The organism is Streptomyces sp. NPDC102467 (genome assembly GCF_044765445.1).
In the GTDB taxonomy this organism is placed as follows: Bacteria; Actinomycetota; Actinomycetes; order Streptomycetales; family Streptomycetaceae; genus Streptomyces.
The window spans coordinates 377,948-395,048 of sequence record NZ_JBIWKA010000001.1; the positions used below are offsets into that span (position 1 = coordinate 377,948).

General features: G+C 71.3%; 18 protein-coding genes. 11 read left to right on the top strand and 7 right to left on the bottom strand.

Going from position 1 to position 17,101, the window contains the following annotated elements; translation table 11 throughout:
- Positions 1-146 precede the first annotated feature (146 nt).
- Positions 147-611 (bottom strand): ATP-binding protein, encoded by a 465-nt coding sequence (locus ACIREE_RS01675; RefSeq protein WP_404144813.1) that lies wholly within the window; start codon positions 609-611, stop codon positions 147-149.
- Between the two features lie 394 nt (positions 612-1,005).
- Here ACIREE_RS01675 and dapE point away from each other — a divergent pair, with 394 nt between their 5' ends.
- A complete protein-coding gene (gene dapE, locus ACIREE_RS01680; protein WP_404144814.1) occupies positions 1,006-2,085 on the top strand; it encodes a succinyl-diaminopimelate desuccinylase in 1,080 nt (359 codons plus the stop codon).
- Positions 2,086-2,172: 87 nt separating this feature from the next.
- Positions 2,173-2,922, top strand: a complete 750-nt coding sequence (locus ACIREE_RS01685; protein WP_404144816.1) for a TIGR00730 family Rossman fold protein — start codon at positions 2,173-2,175, stop codon at positions 2,920-2,922.
- Positions 2,923-2,932: 10 nt separating this feature from the next.
- Here ACIREE_RS01685 and folP read toward each other — a convergent pair whose 3' ends face one another.
- On the bottom strand, positions 2,933-3,793 hold the full coding sequence (gene folP / locus ACIREE_RS01690) for a dihydropteroate synthase (RefSeq protein ID WP_404144818.1): 861 nt from the start codon (positions 3,791-3,793) through the stop codon (positions 2,933-2,935).
- Positions 3,794-3,936: 143 nt separating this feature from the next.
- On the opposite strand from folP, the gene ACIREE_RS01695 reads away from it, so the two are divergent.
- On the top strand, positions 3,937-4,329 hold the full coding sequence (locus ACIREE_RS01695) for a DivIVA domain-containing protein (protein WP_404144820.1): 393 nt from the start codon (positions 3,937-3,939) through the stop codon (positions 4,327-4,329).
- Positions 4,330-4,334: 5 nt separating this feature from the next.
- Positions 4,335-4,937 (top strand): DNA-3-methyladenine glycosylase I, encoded by a 603-nt coding sequence (locus ACIREE_RS01700; RefSeq protein ID WP_404145312.1) that lies wholly within the window; start codon positions 4,335-4,337, stop codon positions 4,935-4,937.
- Positions 4,938-4,944: 7 nt separating this feature from the next.
- On the opposite strand, the gene ACIREE_RS01705 is transcribed toward ACIREE_RS01700, so the two are convergent.
- A complete protein-coding gene (locus ACIREE_RS01705) occupies positions 4,945-5,748 on the bottom strand; it encodes an enoyl-CoA hydratase/isomerase family protein (protein ID WP_404144821.1) in 804 nt (267 codons plus the stop codon).
- A gap of 325 nt (positions 5,749-6,073) precedes the next feature.
- Between ACIREE_RS01705 and ACIREE_RS01710 the strand changes: the two genes are divergently transcribed.
- Positions 6,074-6,241, top strand: a complete 168-nt coding sequence (locus ACIREE_RS01710) for a DUF3117 domain-containing protein (protein ID WP_003966491.1) — start codon at positions 6,074-6,076, stop codon at positions 6,239-6,241.
- Between the two features lie 500 nt (positions 6,242-6,741).
- Here the strand turns inward: ACIREE_RS01710 and ACIREE_RS01715 are convergent, their stop codons facing one another.
- A complete protein-coding gene (locus ACIREE_RS01715; protein WP_404145314.1) occupies positions 6,742-7,458 on the bottom strand; it encodes an O-methyltransferase in 717 nt (238 codons plus the stop codon).
- 157 nt (positions 7,459-7,615) lie between these two features.
- Between ACIREE_RS01715 and sigE the strand changes: the two genes are divergently transcribed.
- The 5 genes from sigE (at position 7,616) to ACIREE_RS01740 (ending at position 13,062) form a co-directional block, all read left to right on the top strand.
- Positions 7,616-8,395: an RNA polymerase sigma factor SigE gene (gene sigE, locus ACIREE_RS01720; RefSeq protein ID WP_404144823.1), complete on the top strand. Its 780-nt coding sequence runs from the start codon at positions 7,616-7,618 to the stop codon at positions 8,393-8,395.
- Complete coding sequence (locus ACIREE_RS01725; protein WP_404144825.1) at positions 8,392-9,378, top strand: anti-sigma factor family protein; 987 nt, start codon at positions 8,392-8,394, stop codon at positions 9,376-9,378. The genes sigE and ACIREE_RS01725 overlap by 4 nt, the downstream gene beginning before the upstream one ends.
- A 163-nt stretch (positions 9,379-9,541) precedes the next feature.
- The gene (locus ACIREE_RS01730; RefSeq protein ID WP_404144827.1) at positions 9,542-11,593 is read left to right on the top strand and encodes a trypsin-like peptidase domain-containing protein; all 2,052 of its coding nucleotides are present in this window, start codon (positions 9,542-9,544) and stop codon (positions 11,591-11,593) included.
- A 156-nt stretch (positions 11,594-11,749) separates the two neighbouring features.
- A complete protein-coding gene (locus ACIREE_RS01735) occupies positions 11,750-12,241 on the top strand; it encodes a sec-independent translocase (RefSeq protein WP_404144828.1) in 492 nt (163 codons plus the stop codon).
- Between the two features lie 164 nt (positions 12,242-12,405).
- Positions 12,406-13,062, top strand: coding sequence for a hypothetical protein (locus tag ACIREE_RS01740; RefSeq protein WP_404144830.1), 657 nt, complete (start codon positions 12,406-12,408; stop codon positions 13,060-13,062).
- 64 nt (positions 13,063-13,126) lie between these two features.
- On the opposite strand, the gene ACIREE_RS01745 is transcribed toward ACIREE_RS01740, so the two are convergent.
- The 3 genes from ACIREE_RS01745 to ACIREE_RS01755 are packed head-to-tail and all read right to left on the bottom strand — an operon-like array spanning position 13,127 to position 16,138.
- Complete coding sequence (locus tag ACIREE_RS01745) at positions 13,127-14,260, bottom strand: Mrp/NBP35 family ATP-binding protein (RefSeq protein ID WP_404144831.1); 1,134 nt, start codon at positions 14,258-14,260, stop codon at positions 13,127-13,129.
- Positions 14,261-14,304: 44 nt separating this feature from the next.
- A complete protein-coding gene (locus ACIREE_RS01750; RefSeq protein ID WP_404144833.1) occupies positions 14,305-14,874 on the bottom strand; it encodes a DUF1003 domain-containing protein in 570 nt (189 codons plus the stop codon).
- Complete coding sequence (locus tag ACIREE_RS01755) at positions 14,864-16,138, bottom strand: magnesium transporter MgtE N-terminal domain-containing protein (protein ID WP_404144834.1); 1,275 nt, start codon at positions 16,136-16,138, stop codon at positions 14,864-14,866. The genes ACIREE_RS01750 and ACIREE_RS01755 overlap by 11 nt, the downstream gene beginning before the upstream one ends.
- Positions 16,139-16,329: 191 nt before the next feature.
- Here ACIREE_RS01755 and ACIREE_RS01760 point away from each other — a divergent pair, with 191 nt between their 5' ends.
- Complete coding sequence (locus ACIREE_RS01760) at positions 16,330-17,082, top strand: hypothetical protein (RefSeq protein ID WP_404144836.1); 753 nt, start codon at positions 16,330-16,332, stop codon at positions 17,080-17,082.
- The last annotated feature ends 19 nt before the right edge of the window (positions 17,083-17,101 follow it).

Below are 17,101 nucleotides of genomic sequence, written 5' to 3' on the forward strand. Positions count from 1 at the left end.
CCCCGCCCCGCTCCCCTCGCCCCGCCGGGCCCCGCGGGCCCCGGGGGGGGCCCGCCCGCGGGGGGGGGGGGGGCCCCCCCCCCCCCGGGGGGGGGGGGGCGGCGCCCCCCCCCCCCCCCCCACCCCCGTCGGCGTCGTCAGGGCGATCAGCCGAGCGGCAGGCCCTTGAGCGGCAGCTGGTCGGTGGGCAGACCGTTACCGGCGACCGGGAGGCCTCCCTTGGTGACGGAGTCGGTGGGCAGCCCGCCGTCCGTCGCCGCACCGGCCGTCTCGCCGACCACGTCACCGGCGCTGCCGGCGAGGTCGCCCGCGGCCTTCTGCGCCGCCGGCGTGGCGGTCTTGGCGCTCTTGCCGACCGTCTTGCCGGCGGCGGGAACGGCCTTCTTCACAGCTTTGCTGCCGGTTTCGCCCGCGAGACCGCTGACGTTCTGGGCCGCGCCGTCGACGCTGTTGCCCAGGTTCGCGCCGTCCAGCGCGGTCACACCGCCGAGGTCCGGCGTGGCCGGGAGTTCGGCAGCGCTCACGGAACCGGCCGCACCGACCACGGGCGCCGCTCCCGCCGCTACGAGCAGCGCGATGCGGGCGATCCGGCGGGTCAGGGGGAGGGACATGGTGCTCCTTTGACGGGAGAGAACGTTGGTCGTCCGGCTGCCCTGCGGCGATCGGACGACGTGACAACAGCCCCAGGGCCCATGAAGGTTGCGGGTCGGCAACGCAAAGGGTTGGTAATGCGTCGCATAATCGGCTCGGGATAAAAGTGGGCAAAAAGCTCGCGGTGTCGCGACGCTGAAGAACCCTTACGCCTCCCTGCCGCCAAGGAAAACGTGCAACGGGCCGCCCGCCGCCCGAAGGTCTCCGCCGACAGCCCGGCAGACTTGATCAACGTGCCCCGATCGGGTGACTGTCCGCACTGCTGCCCGACGCGGTTCGGGACGTGGCCGAAGCGCGGGAGGCACCCATGAGGGGGGACGGCTCCGTCGTTTCCCTGGGGATAGGGTCGACGGCATGGACCGCACCCCTCTCGACCTCACGCAGGACGCCGCTCTCCTCACTGCCCAGCTGGTGGATTTCCCCTCGCCCAGCGGCAGCGAGAAAGAGCTCGCCGACGCCGTCGAGGCGGCCCTGCGCCCCCTGCCGCACCTCACGGTCGACCGGTACGGCAACAACGTGGTGGCACGCACGAACCTGGGCCACGCCGAGCGGGTCATCCTCGCTGGCCACATCGACACGGTCCCGATCGCCGACAACGTGCCCTCGCGCCTCGACGCGGACGGCACCCTGTGGGGCTGCGGGACGAGCGACATGAAGTCGGGCGTCGCGGTCCAACTGCGTATCGCGCAGACGGTCCCCGAGCCCAACCGCGACCTCACGTTCGTCTTCTACGACAACGAAGAGGTCGCCGCACACCTCAACGGCCTCGGGCACGTCGCCGACGCCCACCCGGACTGGCTGGCGGGCGACTTCGCGATCCTCCTGGAGGGGACCGAGGGACTGGTCGAGGGCGGCTGCCAGGGCACGCTGCGCGTCATCCTGAAGGTGAAGGGCGAAAGGGCCCACTCCGCGCGCGCGTGGATGGGAAAGAACGCCATTCACGCGGCGTCCCCGATCCTGGCGAAGCTGGCCGCCTACGAGCCGCGCAAGCCGGTCGTCGACGGCCTGGAGTTCCACGAGGGCCTCAACGCCGTACGCGTCGAAGGGTTCGTCGCCACGAATGTCATCCCCGACGCCTGTGCCGTCACGGTCAACTTCCGCTACGCGCCGGACCGTTCGATGGAAGAGGCCGAGCAGTTCGTCCGCGACTTCTTCGCCGACTGCCCGATCGACGAGTTCGTCGTGGACGACCACACGGGCGGCGCCCGGCCCGGCCTCACGCACCCGGCGGCCGCGGCCTTCCTGGCCGCCGTGGGAGGTCAGGCACGCCCCAAGTTCGGCTGGACGGACGTCTCCCGCTTCAGCGCGCTGGGCGTCCCCGCGGTGAACTACGGGCCGGGCAACCCGATCTTCGCCCACAAGATCGACGAGCGAGTCGACACGGCGCTCATCCTGGAGGCGGAGAAGCGCCTGGCCGCGTGGCTCACCAGTTGACACTCCCGGGTCCCTCGTATGTAACCCGCGTAGACCTACCCTTGCTCTACGTAAGCGCGCGATACCTGCGCATGGAGGGAGCGGACCATGAGCAACCCGGAGGGCAAGCGGCATCCCAAGGAGCAGCGGACAGGGCCGGTGATCCGTCGTCGCGACCAGGTGCAGCCCGGGACGAGTGACCAACGTCTGCTCGACACGGAGGGCCCCTCGGGCTGGGTGCACACCGACCCCTGGCGGGTCCTGCGCATCCAGTCGGAGTTCATCGAGGGCTTCGGCACGCTGGCCGAACTGCCGCCCGCGATCAGCGTGTTCGGCTCCGCACGCACCCCGGTGGACTCGCCGGAGTACGCGGCGGGCGTCGCCATCGGCAAGGCCCTCGTGGAAGCCGGTTTCGCGGTCATCACGGGCGGCGGCCCGGGAGCCATGCAGGCCGCGAACCAGGGCGCCGTCGAGGCCAAGGGCATCTCCGTCGGACTCGGCATCGAGTTGCCCTTCGAGCAGGGCCTCAACCCGTACGTCGACCTGGGTCTGAACTTCCGCTACTTCTTCGTACGGAAGACGATGTTCGTGAAGTACGCCCAGGGCTTCGTCGTCCTGCCCGGTGGTCTCGGCACCCTGGACGAGCTCTTCGAAGCGCTCACCCTCGTGCAGACCACCAAGGTGACCCGCTTCCCGATCGTCCTCTTCGGTACGCAGTACTGGAGCGGCCTGCTCGACTGGCTCAAGAACACGGTGATCGCCCAGGGCAAGGCGAGCGAGGTCGACCTGCTCCTGTTCCACGTCACGGACGACGTGGAAGAGGCGATCAGCCTGGTCACCAAGGAGACCGGCAAGTAGCGCCCTTGGGCTACGCGAGCCCCCGGCGGGCGACCGCCGGGGGCCGATGCCCCGCGATGGACGCCACCATGTCGAGGACCTGCCGCGTCTCGGCGACCTCGTGCACCCGATAGACCTGCGCCCCGAGCCACGCCGACACCGCCGTCGTCGCCAGCGTCCCGATGACCCGCTCCTTGACGGGCTTGTCGAGCGTCTCGCCCACGAAGTCCTTGTTGGACAGCGAGACGAGCACCGGCCAGCCGGTCTCCACCATCTCCGGCAGCCGCCGCGTCGCCTCCAGCGAGTGCCGCGTGTTCTTCCCGAAGTCGTGCCCCGGATCGATCAGCACGGACTCGCGCGGCACACCGAGCGAGACGGCCCGCTCCGCGTACGCGACCGTCACGTCCAGGATGTCCGCCATCACGTCGTCGTACGTGGCCCGATGCGGCCTCGTCCGCGGCTCGGCGCCGCCCGCGTGCGTGCACACCATGCCCACCTGGTACCGCGCCGCGACCTCCGCGAGCTTCGGGTCGACGCCGCCCCAGGCGTCGTTGAGCAGGTCCGCGCCCGCCTCGCACACGGCCTCGCCGACCTCGTGCCGCCACGTGTCCACGCTGATGATCACGTCCGGGAAGCGGCGCCGTACCTCGGCGACGAACCCGACGGTCCGCCGCGCCTCCTCCTCGGCGTCGACCTCCTCGCCGGGGCCTGCCTTCACCCCGCCGATGTCGACGATCGCGGCACCCTCGGCCACCGCCTGTTCGACCCGGGCGAGCGCCGGCTCGTCCTGGAACGTGGCGCCCTGGTCGTAGAAGGAGTCCGGGGTCCGGTTCACGATCGCCATGATCACCGGCTCGTGCGCGTCGAACTCGCGCCGGCCCAACCTGAGCATCCCTGTGACTCTCCTCTGGATCCCACTTCAACAGTCGCCTGCGACCTTAACTGTCAGTGCGGCATGGCACGATCGGAGCCTGACGGTTTCGGGATGCCCGTGTACGCAGGTACCGGCCCGGTCGAGCCCAGGGGACGGCAGCGATGGTCATGTTCTTGTTTCTGGTCGCCGCGCTCGTCGTGGTGGTCGCGGCGGTGACGCTCGCGGTCCTCGGCGGGGGTGAGGGCGGCACGCTGCGCGACGAGCCGACCCAGTTCTACGCGGACCCGCTGCCCCAGGACCGCCCGCTGGCCCGCGCCGACGTGGAGGAGCTGCGCCTGCCCACGGCGGTGCGCGGCTATCGCATGGCGGAGGTCGACGACGCGCTGAACCGGGTGGGCGCGGAGCTGGCCGAGCGCGACGCCCGCATCGCCGAGCTGGAGTCCGCGCTCGCCGCCGCCCACGCGCAGGCCCGGCAGCCGGCCGACCGCGGCCCCGACACCGGGTTCGCACCACCCGGCGGGTACCACGGCGAGACGGGAGAGGACTTCCGGTGAGCGAGATGAGCGAGGTGAGCGAGCCGATCGGTGGCGCGGTGCCCGGGCCCGACGGCAGGCTGCGCTGCCCCTGGGGCCTGTCGACCGAGGACTACGTCGCGTACCACGACAAGGAGTGGGGCCGCCCGGTCCACGGCGACGACGCGCTGTTCGAGCGCCTGTCACTTGAGGCCTTCCAGTCGGGCCTGTCCTGGATCACGATCCTGCGCCGTCGCGAGACCTTCCGCGCCGCGTTCGCCGACTTCAAGATCGCGGATGTGTCGGCTTTCACGGACGCCGACCGGGAGCGGCTCCTCGCCGACCCCGGCATCATCCGCAACAGAGCCAAGGTCGACGCCACGCTCGGCAACGCGCGCGTGCTCGCGAACTGGTCGCCCGGCGAACTCGACGAGCTGATCTGGTCCCACGCCCCCGACGCGGCCACCCGCCCGGCGCCGCGGACCGTGGCCGACGTCCCGGCGATCACCGAGGAGTCGACCGCCCTCTCCAAGGCCCTCAAGAAGCGCGGCCTGCGCTTCGTCGGCCCCACGACGGCGTACGCGCTGATGCAGGCGTGCGGGCTCGTCGACGACCACCTGGCGACGTGTACGGCCCGCACACCGGTTTGAGGGCGGCTCAGCGCCCCAGGTAGTTCGGCTTCTCCTTGGCGATGAAGGCGTGCACGGCGATCGCGTGGTCCTCGGAGGCACCGGCCCGCGCCTGCAGTTCGTCCTCTTTTTCGAGGGCCTCGTCCAGGGAGTGGTCCGCGGCGAAGGCGACCGACTCCTTGAGCGCGGCGTAGGCGACCGTCGGCCCCGAGGCGAGCATCAAAGCCAACTTGCGTGCCGTGTCGGCCAGTTCGTCGCCCGGCACGATCCGGTGCACGGCCCCGATCTCGAACGCTTCCTGCGCCGAGATGGTGCGCGGGAACAGCAGGAGATCGAGGGCCCGGCCCGGCCCGACGAGGCGCGGCAGCGTCCACGACACGCCGGAGTCCGCGGTGAGGGCGACACCGGCGAACGAGGTGTTGAACGACGCCGTGTCCGCGACGATCCGGTAGTCCGCACAGAGCGCGAAGCCCAGGCCCGCGCCGGCCGCCACGCCGTTCACCGCGGCCACCACCGGCTTCGCCATGCCGGTCAGTGCCCGCACGATCGGGTTGTAGTGCTCCCGCACGGTGCTCATGGTCTGCCCCGAGCCGGCCTCCCGGTCCGCCACCAGGGAGCCCACGTGCTCCTTGAGGTCCTGGCCGACGCAGAACGCGCGGTCCCCGGCCGCCGTCAGCAGCACGGCCCGCACCGCTTCGTCGCCGGCCGCCGCCTGCACCGCGTCGCGGAGGGCGACCTTGGCCTCGGTGTTCATCGCGTTCATCGCCTCGGGGCGGTTCAGCGTGATCGTCGCGAGCCCGTCGCTCACCTCGTAGAGCACGGTGTCGGCCATGACACTCCTCCTACTATGCGGTTGCTTAGTCGTCCGTGCTCAGCATGACGGAGATCACGGCCCCTGGAGCACCCCCGGCATGTGACCTGCGTCAAACAATTTCCGTGTGGGAGGGGCTCGCGAGTGGCGCAGTATCGCAGTCACATCGCCGAATTGAGTGGTTTTGCTCAAGCGCGTTGCGCAAGCGATGCGGACTGATGTTGGTCATCGGGTCCCGCGATGCGGGATAATGGCCAGGAAGCAATGTGTGTTCGACGCCGGTGAGGTGTGCCCGTTCAGAGGGCCGTCGGCTGACGATGAGCTGGTTTCAGGAAGGGGAACGAGCATGGCGGCCATGAAGCCGCGGACGGGTGACGGCCCGCTCGAGGTGACAAAGGAGGGGCGGGGCATCGTCATGCGCGTTCCGCTCGAAGGCGGCGGTCGGCTCGTAGTAGAGCTGACGCCGGACGAGGCCGATGCCCTCGGTGACGCGCTGAAGAAGGTCGTCGGCTGACGCGGAAGCGACCATACCTTTTCGACTGCCCCGGCACACATCACGGTGCCGGGGCAGTCGCATGCCCGGCCCCGACGCGCCGGGCGGAGAACTTTCAGCGTGTTTTGGCGAGTTTTCGGCGGGGACTCGTGAGGGTTGCGGCGGGCCGCGGGTGCCGGTGGGGGCTTGGCGGGCCTGTGCCGGGTTGCAGGGGGACGTCGTCGGGTCTCGGTGGACCTTGCTGGGTTCCAGGAGGACGTCACCGGATCTCGGCGGGCCTGCCGGGCTTCACGGGGACCTCGGCGAGGTCTCAGCCGATCCAGCCGACTTCAGTCGGGGCCTCGTCGAGAGCGCAGCGGGTCCCGCGTCCCCGGTTCTCGGCGGGACGTCCGGCGCCTCGACGTCTCAACTTCTCAGCGCTTCACGGCGCAGAGCAACCCGTCCCCGACTCAGCGCTTCACGGCGCAGAGCAGCCCGTCCCCGACTCAGCGCTTCACGGCGCAGAGCAGCCCGTCCCCGACTCAGCGCTTCACGGCGCAGAGCAGCCCGTCCCCGACCGGCAGCAGCGTGGGCAGCAGCTCCGGGCTCTCCCGCACCGCGCGCAACAGCTCGCGCAACCGCAGCACCTCCACCGGCTGCGGCCCCGAGTCCACGGTCCGCCCATCGGCGAAGACGCCCTCGAAACACACCAGGCCACCGGGTCGCAGCAGGCGCAACGATTCAGCGAGATAGTCCAGGCTCTCCATGCGGTCGCCGTCGCAGAAGACCAGGTCGTACCCGCTGTCCGCGAGACGGGGGAGCACATCGAGGGCGCGCCCGGGGATGAACCGGGCCCGATTGGCGGCGAAGCCGGCCGCCCGGAACGCCTGCCGGGCGAACTGCTGCTGCTCCGGCTCGGGATCGACCGTGGTCAGCACGCCGTCGGGCCGCATCCCGTGCAGCAGATGGATTCCGGACACGCCCGTGCCCGTCCCGATCTCGGCGACGGCCTTCGCCCCCACCGTGGCGGCGAGCAACCGCAGCGCGGCGCCCGCGCCGGGGGACACCGAGCGCAGCCCCGCGTCCCGGGCCCTGTCACGGGCCCAGCGCACAGCGTCGTCCTCGGCGACAAAGGCGTCGGCGAACGCCCAGCTCGTCTGCCGGTTGCCGGTAATGGCCCTCTCCTGTCCCCGTTGTCCCCTGCTTGCCTGTGCTTGCCTGCGCGTGACTTTATCCGTTGGCGCCGGGAACTCGCAGATGGGACCGGGCGTTTAGAGAGGCAGGGGGAAAGAGCAGGCCGAAGCGGGGGACAGCGGGATGGCGACAGCGACAAAACCGGTGGTCTGCCGGGCGGCACAGAGCCGACCGGCAAATCTGAGTAAAAACGCTTATCCGGAGCTAACGGGCGAGGTGGCTATGGTAGGGGCTCCACTGGACACCACCAGAGCTGACAGGGGAGGTGCGGCTGCGCCTGTGGATCGGGGAGGAGTGCTGCGGCGCTTTCTCAGGTCGGCGGGTGAGCCGAAATCCGTGACCAACACCGCTGACCGATTCCGCACCGTTGACTCCGCGCAGCAGACCGCGACCTTTGCCGCTGACGCGGAATCGCAGGCGTGGACTCCGCCCACCTGGGAGGAGATCGTCAGCACGCACAGCGCCCGTGTCTACCGGCTCGCCTACCGCCTGACGGGTAACCAGCACGATGCCGAGGACCTCACGCAGGAGGTCTTCGTCCGCGTCTTCCGCTCGCTGTCGACGTACACGCCCGGCACGTTCGAGGGCTGGCTGCACCGCATCACCACGAACCTCTTCCTGGACATGGTCCGCCGCAAGCAGCGCATCCGCTTCGACGCGCTGGGGGACGATGCGGCCGAGCGTCTGCCCAGCCGCGAGCCGTCGCCGCAGCAGGTGTTCAACGACACGCACTTCGACGCCGACGTCCAGCAGGCGCTGGACACGCTGGCGCCCGAGTTCCGCGCCGCCGTCGTGCTGTGCGACATCGAGGGCCTCTCGTACGAGGAGATCGCCGCCACCCTGGGCGTGAAGCTGGGCACGGTCCGCAGCCGTATCCACCGTGGCCGCTCGCAGCTCCGCAAGGCGCTGCAGCACCGCTCGCCCGAGGCCCGCGCCGAGCGTCGTACGCTCGCGACCACGGGGGGGATCCCCCTCCTAGGAGGAGGGGGCGCGACCGCGTGAGTGGAGCACGTCTCAATCCTGCCGAGCGCCAACAGACCGCGGCCGACCAGCATTTGGGGGACCGGCTGGCCGCCCTGGTCGACGGCGAGTTGGACCACGATGCCCGCGAGCGCGTTCTCGCGCACCTGGCGACCTGCCCCAAATGCAAGGCCGAGGCCGACGCGCAGCGCCGCCTCAAGAGCGTTTTCGCCGAAGCGGCCCCGCCGCCGCCCTCCGAAAGTTTTCTCGCCCGCCTCCAGGGGCTGCCCGCCGGAGGTGACAGCGACGGTGGCTCACCACCGTTCGGGGGAGGAGGCTTCGGTGGTGGCCGAGCCTTCGGCAGCGGACCCGGATTCGGGAGGGGCGTCTTCGCCGTAGACCCCGAGCCCTTCGGTTACGCGCCGTCCGGCGCGCATGCCGCCGTACTCCCCAGCGACCAGCGTGGGTTCCGCATCCACGAAGTGGGCCGCCCCGACCGGCACGACAGCGACCGGGCCTCCCGCGGGCGCCGCTTCGCGTTCGCCGCGGCCGGAGCGGTCTCGCTCGCCGCGATCGCGCTCGGCGGGGTGACGGCCGGCTCCCCGGTCGTCACCCCCGAAGCGCGCGGAGGCGGCTCCGGCAGTAACGCCCTGCCGCTGCGCAGCCAGGTCTCCGGCGCCACGTCGGTGCCCGAGTCCCAGCGGCGCAGGTCGCTCTCCCCGCTGCTCGGCCAGAGCGGCGGCGCCCTGACGGCACCGGTCTCGTCGATCCGGGCGAGCGCGCCGCTGCTGCCCGGCGGCGGTCACGCGGACGGTGCGAGCTATCCGTTCTCGACCCCGTTGCTGTCCGGGGCGGCGCGTATGTCGCCCCTGATACGTCCGGCAGCGTCCTCGGCCACGGTCGAGGTGGCTCTCGCGCCGCACGTGGCGTCCGAGGCGACCGCGTTCAGCGGGACGCCGGACGGGTCGGCCACGGCCTCGGCGTCCGCACCGACCCTGTCCTCCCGGTCGTCCTCGCTCCGCTGACGCCCCCTGCGCCCGACCCGTCGAACCTGGTTGAATCCAGGTGAGAGCTTGATTTCGAACCCCCGTCGTTCGCGCGAAGCGCGGGCGCGGCCGGGTTCCATGGACAGGCTCTGAGAGTCCGCGGTGCGGTGCCGCGGGCCAGGTGCGGGGAGAGCGGCGGGACATGGACGAGGGCAAGCCCACAAAGGGCAAGTGGTGGAGCCGCCCCCGACCGAACACGGGGGACGACGGCGACTGGCACCTGCCCGCCCCCGCGCCTGCCTCCGGAGGTGGAGCGGTGGACGGTGCGGGTGCCCCACCCCCGGCCCAGGAGGCATCCGGTCCGGGGGAGGACAGTGCAGGCCCGACCCCGCCCCGACAGACAGCCGGCGCCGCTGACGCCGGCGCGGCTCCGACCATCCCGGCGGACGCCCCCGAGGCCGACGCGGGGTCGTACGACCCGGCTCTTCCTGCTGACGCCGGGCAGGGCTTTGTCGGGGATTCGGGCGCGGGTTCCGCGGGGCCTGTGGATGGGACCGACGCCGCACCGGACGCGTACGACCCGGCTCCCCCCGCTGACGCCGCCCGGGGGCTGGTCGCAGACTCCGGCGCGGGTTCCGCGCAGCCCGCGGGTGTGACCGACGCCGTCCCGGATGCGTACGACCTTGCTCCGGCGGGAGACGCTCCGCGGCCGCTGCATGATCCCGACCCGTACAGCACGCCGCCGTACGGCGAGCCGGGGCCGTGGGCGCTCGCGCCGCCCGTGCAGCACCCGGTGGCCACTCCGGCCCACGGCACGGCGACCCCTGCGGCCGCACCGCAGGCCGCCTACCCGGACGCGTCCGGCGCCGCCCAGCCCCCGGCCCAGCTTCCGCCGACCGCCCCGACCCCAGACCCCGCGGAGCCGTATCAGGCGACCCCCGTCCCGCCCCCGCACGGCGTGACATCCGCGCCGTACGGCGAGGCGGGGCAGGCGTATCCCGGCGGCCCCGCGCCCGTCCACCCCCCGACCCCCGGCGGCCCCGCGCCCGTCCACGCCGGGACCCCCGGCGGGCCCTGGCAGCAGTACGACCCGTGGGCCGGGCCCGTGTCGCTGTCCGGGAGCGGTGGGGCCGTCGGGGAGCGGCCGCGGCGCGGGCGGCGGGCGCTGGCGCTCGGGGCTCTGGTGGTCGCGCTCGTGTCGGGTGTCGTGGGCGGCGCCATAGGTTCCTACCTGGAGCGCAACGGCGGAACGGACGTCGAGCTCCCGCAGGCGGGCGCCGAGTCGACGCACCGGGCCGCCGGCAGCGTCGCGGGCATCGCCGCCAGCGCGCTGCCCGGCGTCGTCACCATCCACACCAAGGGCTCGTCGGAGCAGGGCACGGGCACCGGGTTCGTGCTCGACGACCGCGGCCACATCCTCACCAACAACCACGTCGTGGACCCGGCGGGCTCCGACGGCCAGATATCGGTCACGTTCGCCGGCGGCCAGAGCGCCGATGCCGAGGTCGTCGGCCACGACAGTGGTTACGACCTCGCTGTCATCAAGGTCTCCGGCGTCCGCGGCCTCAAGCCGCTGCCGCTCGGCAACTCGGAGAACGTGCAGGTCGGCGACCCCGTCGTGGCCATCGGCGCCCCCTTCGACCTGGCCAACACGGTCACCTCCGGCATCATCAGCGCCAAGGACCGGCCGATCACGGCGGGCGGCGAGAAGGGCGACGGCACCGACGTCAGCTACGTCGACGCCCTCCAGACGGACGCCCCCATAAACCCGGGCAACTCCGGCGGCCCGCTGGTCGACTCGAAGGCCCGTGTCATCGGCATCAACAGCGCCATCCGTTCCGCCGACAGCGGCGCGGAGCTCGACGGCGGTCAGTCGGGCTCGATCGGCCTCGGCTTCGCGATCCCGATCAACCAGGCCAAGCGCGTCGCCGAGGAGCTCATCAACACCGGCAAGGCCACGCACCCGGTGATCGGCGTCACGCTCGACATGGACTACTCGGGCGACGGCGCCCGCGTCGGCACGAAGGGCAACGACGGCGGCTCGGCGGTCAGCCCCGGCGGCCCCGGCGACAAGGCGGGCCTGCAGCCCGGCGACGTGATCACCGAGGTCGACGGTGTCCGCGTGCACACCGGCGAGGAACTGATCGTCAAGATCCGGGCCCATCGCCCCAAGGACAAACTGGCCCTTACGGTCGAACGAGGCGGAAACGAACAGCAGGTGACCCTCGTCCTCGGCTCGGCGGACGGAAACTGACCGCCCGGAGTGCCGCTTACGTGATCCTGGACGTAGCCCAGTGGCTACCGGACGGACAGCATCGCCGGGTACCGTGGACCCGGTCCGATGCCGGACCCTGCCGAAGACCTGCTACTGAAGACCGACCGCGGGCCGAGGACACGCTAGGAGCGCAAGGTGTTCAACGACATTGGCCCACTGGAGGTCGTCACGCTCGTCGTGCTGGCCGTACTCGTCTTCGGCCCCGACAAGCTCCCGAAGCTCATCCAGGACGTCTCGCGCACGATACGTAAGATCCGGGAGTTCTCGGACAGCGCGAAGGAAGACATCCGCAGTGAACTCGGCCCGGAGTTCAAGGACTTCGAGTTCGAGGACCTGAACCCCAAGACGTTCATCCGCAAGCAGCTGGACAGTGACGAGCTGGGGCTCAAGGAGATCCGCAACGGCTTCGACCTGAAGAAGGAGATGGCCGACCTCACCGACGCGGTGCACACCGTCGGTGAGCTGGACGACTCCGGTTCCACCACCTCGTCGGGCACCTCGTCGGCCACCTCGTCCGCAAGCGGCTCCGGCAACAGCATCGACATGCGCAAGCGCCCCGACATGGAGAAGCGGCCCGAGAAGCCGGCCGCCGACGCCCCGCCGCCGTTCGACGCCGACGCGACCTGACCCCTGTCGCTGAACGCCGACGCGACCCGAACCACGCCTCCCGGAACCGGGTCTCCTTGACCCGGTGTGGCATCCTGCCTTGTTGTTGCGCGGACCGGACGTGAGAACGCCCGAGGGGGGCGGGCCGCCCCGGTCCGTACGAGAGCGAGGAGGCGGCCGGGTACATGGAGACGACGAGTCGGGTGGGCGCGCAGGCGCCGGCCACCGGGGGAGCCGGTGAGGCTCCCACGGCCCGGCGTACGGTCGACGGCTACCTGCTGGCGCCCTTCCCGTGGTACGGCCTCGACGAGGCCTTCACGGGACCGCGTTGGCTGATGCAGGTCGGCACCACGGCGGACGGGTCCGTCGAGCACGGTTCGATCGGACACGGTGACGAGCCCTCCGTACGCAGCGAAGGCACGGCGGACAGCGAGCGGTTCGCGGTCGTGGTGACCGTCGCCACGAATCCGGTGCGGCGCAGTTCCGACGGCACGGGCGTCCTCGACGCCACGTCCGTCTCCTCGGCGGCCTGGCTCGCCGGGGTCGGGCTGCTCTCGTACACCTGGCCGAGCCAGATGGACCACACCCTGCGAGACGACTGGCTGGACCAGCAGACCGAAACGGCCTGGGTGCTCGCAGACGACCTGGGCTCCGCGGACTGGGCGACGCTGTCGCTGCCGGTGGACGGGGTGCCGACCCAGTTCCACTACCGCGAGTCCGAGTACGGGTGGGTGCTGGCCGGTTCCACGCAGGGCGGCGTGCACCTGGGCGCGTACGGAAGAGGTATGAGCGCCTACGGGCTCGGCTTCGCCGAGGTCAAGGACGTCGAGGCGCTCGCCTGACGCACGCACGCGAGAGCGGGCCGCACCCACAAACCGGTGCGGCCCGCTCTCGTGTGCTCAGGGCTCAGAACTTGTTGCGCGGCGTGATGCCCAAGGACATGCCCGACAGACCACGCTGCCGCTCGCTCAGCTTGCCCGCGATGGCGCGCAGCGCCGAACCGGCGGGGGAGTCGGGGTCGGTCAGCACCACCGGCTTGCCCTCGTCGCCACCCTCGCGCAGGCGCACGTCGATCGGGATGGAGCCGAGGACCGGCACCTTCGTCCCCGTCGTCTTCGTCAGCCCCTCGGCGACCCGCTCGCCGCCACCCGTGCCGAAGACGTCGACCATCTCGCCGCAGTGCGGGCAGGGCAGCCCGGACATGTTCTCGACGACACCGACGATCTTCTGGTGCGTCTGCACAGCGATGGAGCCGGCCCGCTCGGCGACCTCGGCGGCGGCCTGCTGAGGCGTCGTCACGACGAGGATCTCGGCGTTCGGCACCAGCTGCGCCACGGAGATGGCGATGTCACCTGTGCCCGGCGGCAGGTCGAGGAGGAGCACGTCCAGGTCGCCCCAGAAGACGTCCGCGAGGAACTGCTGCAGGGCGCGGTGGAGCATCGGGCCGCGCCACACCACCGGCGCGTTGCCCGGCGTGAACATCCCGATGGAGATGACCTTCACGCCGTGCGCCGACGGCGGCATGATCATGTTCTCGACCTGGGTGGGCTTGCCGTCGGCGCCGAGCATGCGCGGGACGCTGTGTCCGTAGATGTCCGCGTCGACGACACCGACCTTCAGACCGTCCGCGGCCAGCGCCGCCGCCAGGTTCACGGTCACCGAGGACTTGCCGACGCCGCCCTTGCCGGAGGCCACCGCGTACACGCGGGTCAGGGAGCCCGGCTTGGCGAACGGGACCTCGCGCTCGGCGGTCCCGCCGCGCAGCGCGGAGGCGAGCTCCTTGCGCTGCTCGTCGCTCATCACGTCGAGCTCGACGTCGACACGCGTGACACCCTCGACGGCGGCGACCGCCTTCGTCACGTTCTCCGTGATGGTCCCGCGCATCGGGCAGCCGGAGACGGTCAGGTACACGGCGACCGCGACGGCTCCGTCCGCACCGATGTCCACCGATTTGACCATCCCCAGTTCGGTGATGGGTCGCTGGATCTCGGGGTCGTTCACTGTCGCGAGTGCTTCACGCACCGCGTCTTCCGTAGCCATACGACCGATAGTACGGCGCGGTAACCGGGGCACGGAAAGCCCCGTCAGCGGTCGTCTACGTCACGTCCGCGCTCACTGTCCGCCGGGAATACCTCGGCACGCCGCTGCTCCTCCAGCTCTTTGAGGACGTCCTGCAGCTCGGAGCGGATCCAGTCGCGGGTGGCGACCTCGCCCAGACCGATCCGCAGGGCCGCCACCTCGCGGCTCAGATACTCGGTGTCGGCGATCGACCGCTCGTTCTGTTTGCGGTCCTGTTCGAGGTTGACGCGGTCGCGGTCGTCCTGCCGGTTCTGCGCGAGCAGGATCAGCGGAGCGGCGTACGACGCCTGCAGCGACAGCATCAGGGTCAGGAAGATGAACGGGTAGTTGTCGAAGCGCAGGGCGTCGGGCGCCGCGATGTTCCATGCGACCCACGCGATGATGAGGACCGTCATCCAGACGATGAACCGTCCGGTCCCCAGGAACCGCGCGATGCGCTCGGAGAGCCGCCCGAAGGCCTCGGGGTCGTAGTCCGGCAGGATCCTGCGCCGCGGCGGCAGCGGCTGGTCGAGCCGGATGCGCGAGCGGCGCGTGCTGTCGGCGATGGCCCGCGGGTCGCGCTCCTCACTCCCCATGGTTCACGTCCCCCGCGAGATGGAACTCCTGCTCGCGCCAGTCGTCGGGCAGCATGTGGTCCAGTACGTCGTCGACGGTCACGGCGCCGAGCAGCGAACCGCCCTCGTCGACGACGGGGGCGGCCACCATGTCGTACGTCGCGAAGAACCCGGCGATCTCCGGGAGTTGGGCGCCCGGCGAGAGGGCCTGCAGATCGTCGTCGAGGATCGAGCTGACCATCGTGTACGGGGGGTCGCGCAGCAGCCGCTGGAAGTGGATGGTGCCCAGGTACTTGCCGGTCGGTGTCTCGTCGGGGGGCCGGCAGACGTAGACCTGCGCGGCGAGCGCGGGCGACAGGTCGGGGTTGCGGACGCGGGCGAGCGCGTCGGCGACGGTCGAGTCCGGGCGCAGCACGATCGGCTCGGTGGTCATCAGGCCGCCCGCGGTCTTGTCCTCGTAGGCCATCAGGCGTCGCACGTCGGCCGCGTCGCTGGGCCGCATGAGGGCGAGCAGGCGCTCCTTGTCGGCCTCGGGGAGCTCGCCGAGCAGGTCGGCTGCGTCGTCCGGGTCCATCTCCTCCAGGACGTCGGCGGCGCGCTCCTCCTGCAGCTTGCCGAGGATCTCGATCTGGTCGTCCTCGGGGAGCTCTTCGAGGACGTCGGCGAGCCGCTCGTTGGTGAGGGCGGCGGCGACCTCGGCGCGGCGCTTGGGGGAGAGGTGGTGCAGCACGTTCGCCAGGTCGGCCGGGCGCAGCTGCTCGAAGGTGGCGAGCAGGTTCTCGGCGCCCTGCCCGTGCTCCTCGAGGGAGAACCCGTCGACGGCCGCCCAGTCGACGGTCAGCGCCTCGCCCTTGCGCCGGAACGTGCCGCCCTTGCCCTTCCGTACGAAGATCCGGTCGATCTCCCAGTCCCGGCGGGCGGGCAACTGCTGGATGGAGACGTCGAGCACGGTGACGTCCTCGCCCGACTCCACGAGCCGCACGCGCCGGTCGAGCATCTCGCCGAGGACCAGGCGCTCGGTGGGGCGCCGCTCGAAACGCCGGACGTTGAGCACGCCCGTCGTGATGACCTGGCCCGACTCGATGCCGGTCACCCGGGTCATCGGCAGGAAGATGCGACGGCGTGTGGACAGCTCGACGACGAGCCCGAGGAGCCGCGGCGGCCGCCGGTCCGTGCGCAGCATGGCGACGAGGTCGCGCACGCGCCCGACCTGGTCCCCGTTCGGATCGAAGACGGCGATGCCGGAGAGGTGGGAGACGAAGATCCGCGGGGCGACTGCTGCCATGGTTCCGAGTACCGCCCTTTCGCGCTCATCCATCCCTATATATGTGCAATCCGTGGCTCAGGTTATCCGGTGCCCGTCAAACACGCCTTTGCGCTCGTCGGTCCCCGGACCCGTACGAGTAACCGCAGATGTCACAGGTACGCTGCCGTACTGCTGCCGAGCCCGATGCCGTACGAGAGGTAGTCCCGCCCGTGACCGCACTTTCCCTGGACCGCCGTACCCGCAGAACGCTTCTGGTCGGCGCGCTGTGCACGGGGCTCGCGGCCGGGCTCGCGGGGTGCGGCGCGGACGATCCGGACGCGGGCACCAACGGGGTCGGCAAGCTGGACCCCGCCAAGATCCAGAGCCGTACGGTCGAGGCGGCGCGGGGCGCGGACACCGTGCACGTCGCCGGCACGGTGGTCAGCGGCGGCCGGACGTACAAGCTCGACATGCGGCTGAAGGGGGACGGCGGCTCGGGGTCGGTGACGACGGGCGGCAGTACGTTCCGGCTGCTGCGGGTCGGGGAGCACCTGTACCTCAAGGCGAACGCCGACTTCTGGACGCACTCGGACGACGCCAAGGGCGGGGGCGGGGACGGCGCGGCCGCGGAGAAGCTCGACGACAAGTACGTGAAGGTGCCGACGGGCGACGCGGCGTACAAGCGGCTCAGCACGTTCACCGACAAGGGCGTGCTGCTCGACGGGCTGCTCACCTTGCACGGCACCCTGAACAAGGGCGACCACGGCTCGTCCGGTGGCACCCGCACGATCCAGCTCACCGGTGACGAGGGCGCGGGCGGCACCCTCGACGTCTCCCTGGAGGGCACGGCCTACCCCATGCGCCTGGAGCGGGCCGGGGGCGCAGGCACCCTCCAACTGACGGACTGGGGCCACGATTTCACCCTCACGGAACCGAAGTCGACGGACACGGTGGACTACGGCAGAGCCCTCCCGGCGTCGTAACCCGTCTCACCTCAAGCGG

Coding starts and splice junctions, on each gene's coding strand:
- ACIREE_RS01750 (WP_404144833.1), bottom strand. CDS start 14,874: ATGGGGAGTGAGGAGCGCGACCCGCGGGCCATCGCCGACAGCACGCGC.
- ACIREE_RS01730 (WP_404144827.1), top strand. CDS start 9,542: ATGGACGAGGGCAAGCCCACAAAGGGCAAGTGGTGGAGCCGCCCCCGA.
- sigE (WP_404144823.1), top strand. CDS start 7,616: ATGGTAGGGGCTCCACTGGACACCACCAGAGCTGACAGGGGAGGTGCG.
- ACIREE_RS01710 (WP_003966491.1), top strand. CDS start 6,074: ATGGCGGCCATGAAGCCGCGGACGGGTGACGGCCCGCTCGAGGTGACA.
- folP (WP_404144818.1), bottom strand. CDS start 3,793: ATGCTCAGGTTGGGCCGGCGCGAGTTCGACGCGCACGAGCCGGTGATC.
- ACIREE_RS01685 (WP_404144816.1), top strand. CDS start 2,173: ATGAGCAACCCGGAGGGCAAGCGGCATCCCAAGGAGCAGCGGACAGGG.
- ACIREE_RS01740 (WP_404144830.1), top strand. CDS start 12,406: ATGGAGACGACGAGTCGGGTGGGCGCGCAGGCGCCGGCCACCGGGGGA.
- ACIREE_RS01745 (WP_404144831.1), bottom strand. CDS start 14,260: ATGGCTACGGAAGACGCGGTGCGTGAAGCACTCGCGACAGTGAACGAC.
- ACIREE_RS01675 (WP_404144813.1), bottom strand. CDS start 611: ATGTCCCTCCCCCTGACCCGCCGGATCGCCCGCATCGCGCTGCTCGTA.
- dapE (WP_404144814.1), top strand. CDS start 1,006: ATGGACCGCACCCCTCTCGACCTCACGCAGGACGCCGCTCTCCTCACT.
- ACIREE_RS01695 (WP_404144820.1), top strand. CDS start 3,937: ATGGTCATGTTCTTGTTTCTGGTCGCCGCGCTCGTCGTGGTGGTCGCG.
- ACIREE_RS01755 (WP_404144834.1), bottom strand. CDS start 16,138: ATGGCAGCAGTCGCCCCGCGGATCTTCGTCTCCCACCTCTCCGGCATC.
- ACIREE_RS01705 (WP_404144821.1), bottom strand. CDS start 5,748: ATGGCCGACACCGTGCTCTACGAGGTGAGCGACGGGCTCGCGACGATC.
- ACIREE_RS01700 (WP_404145312.1), top strand. CDS start 4,335: ATGAGCGAGGTGAGCGAGCCGATCGGTGGCGCGGTGCCCGGGCCCGAC.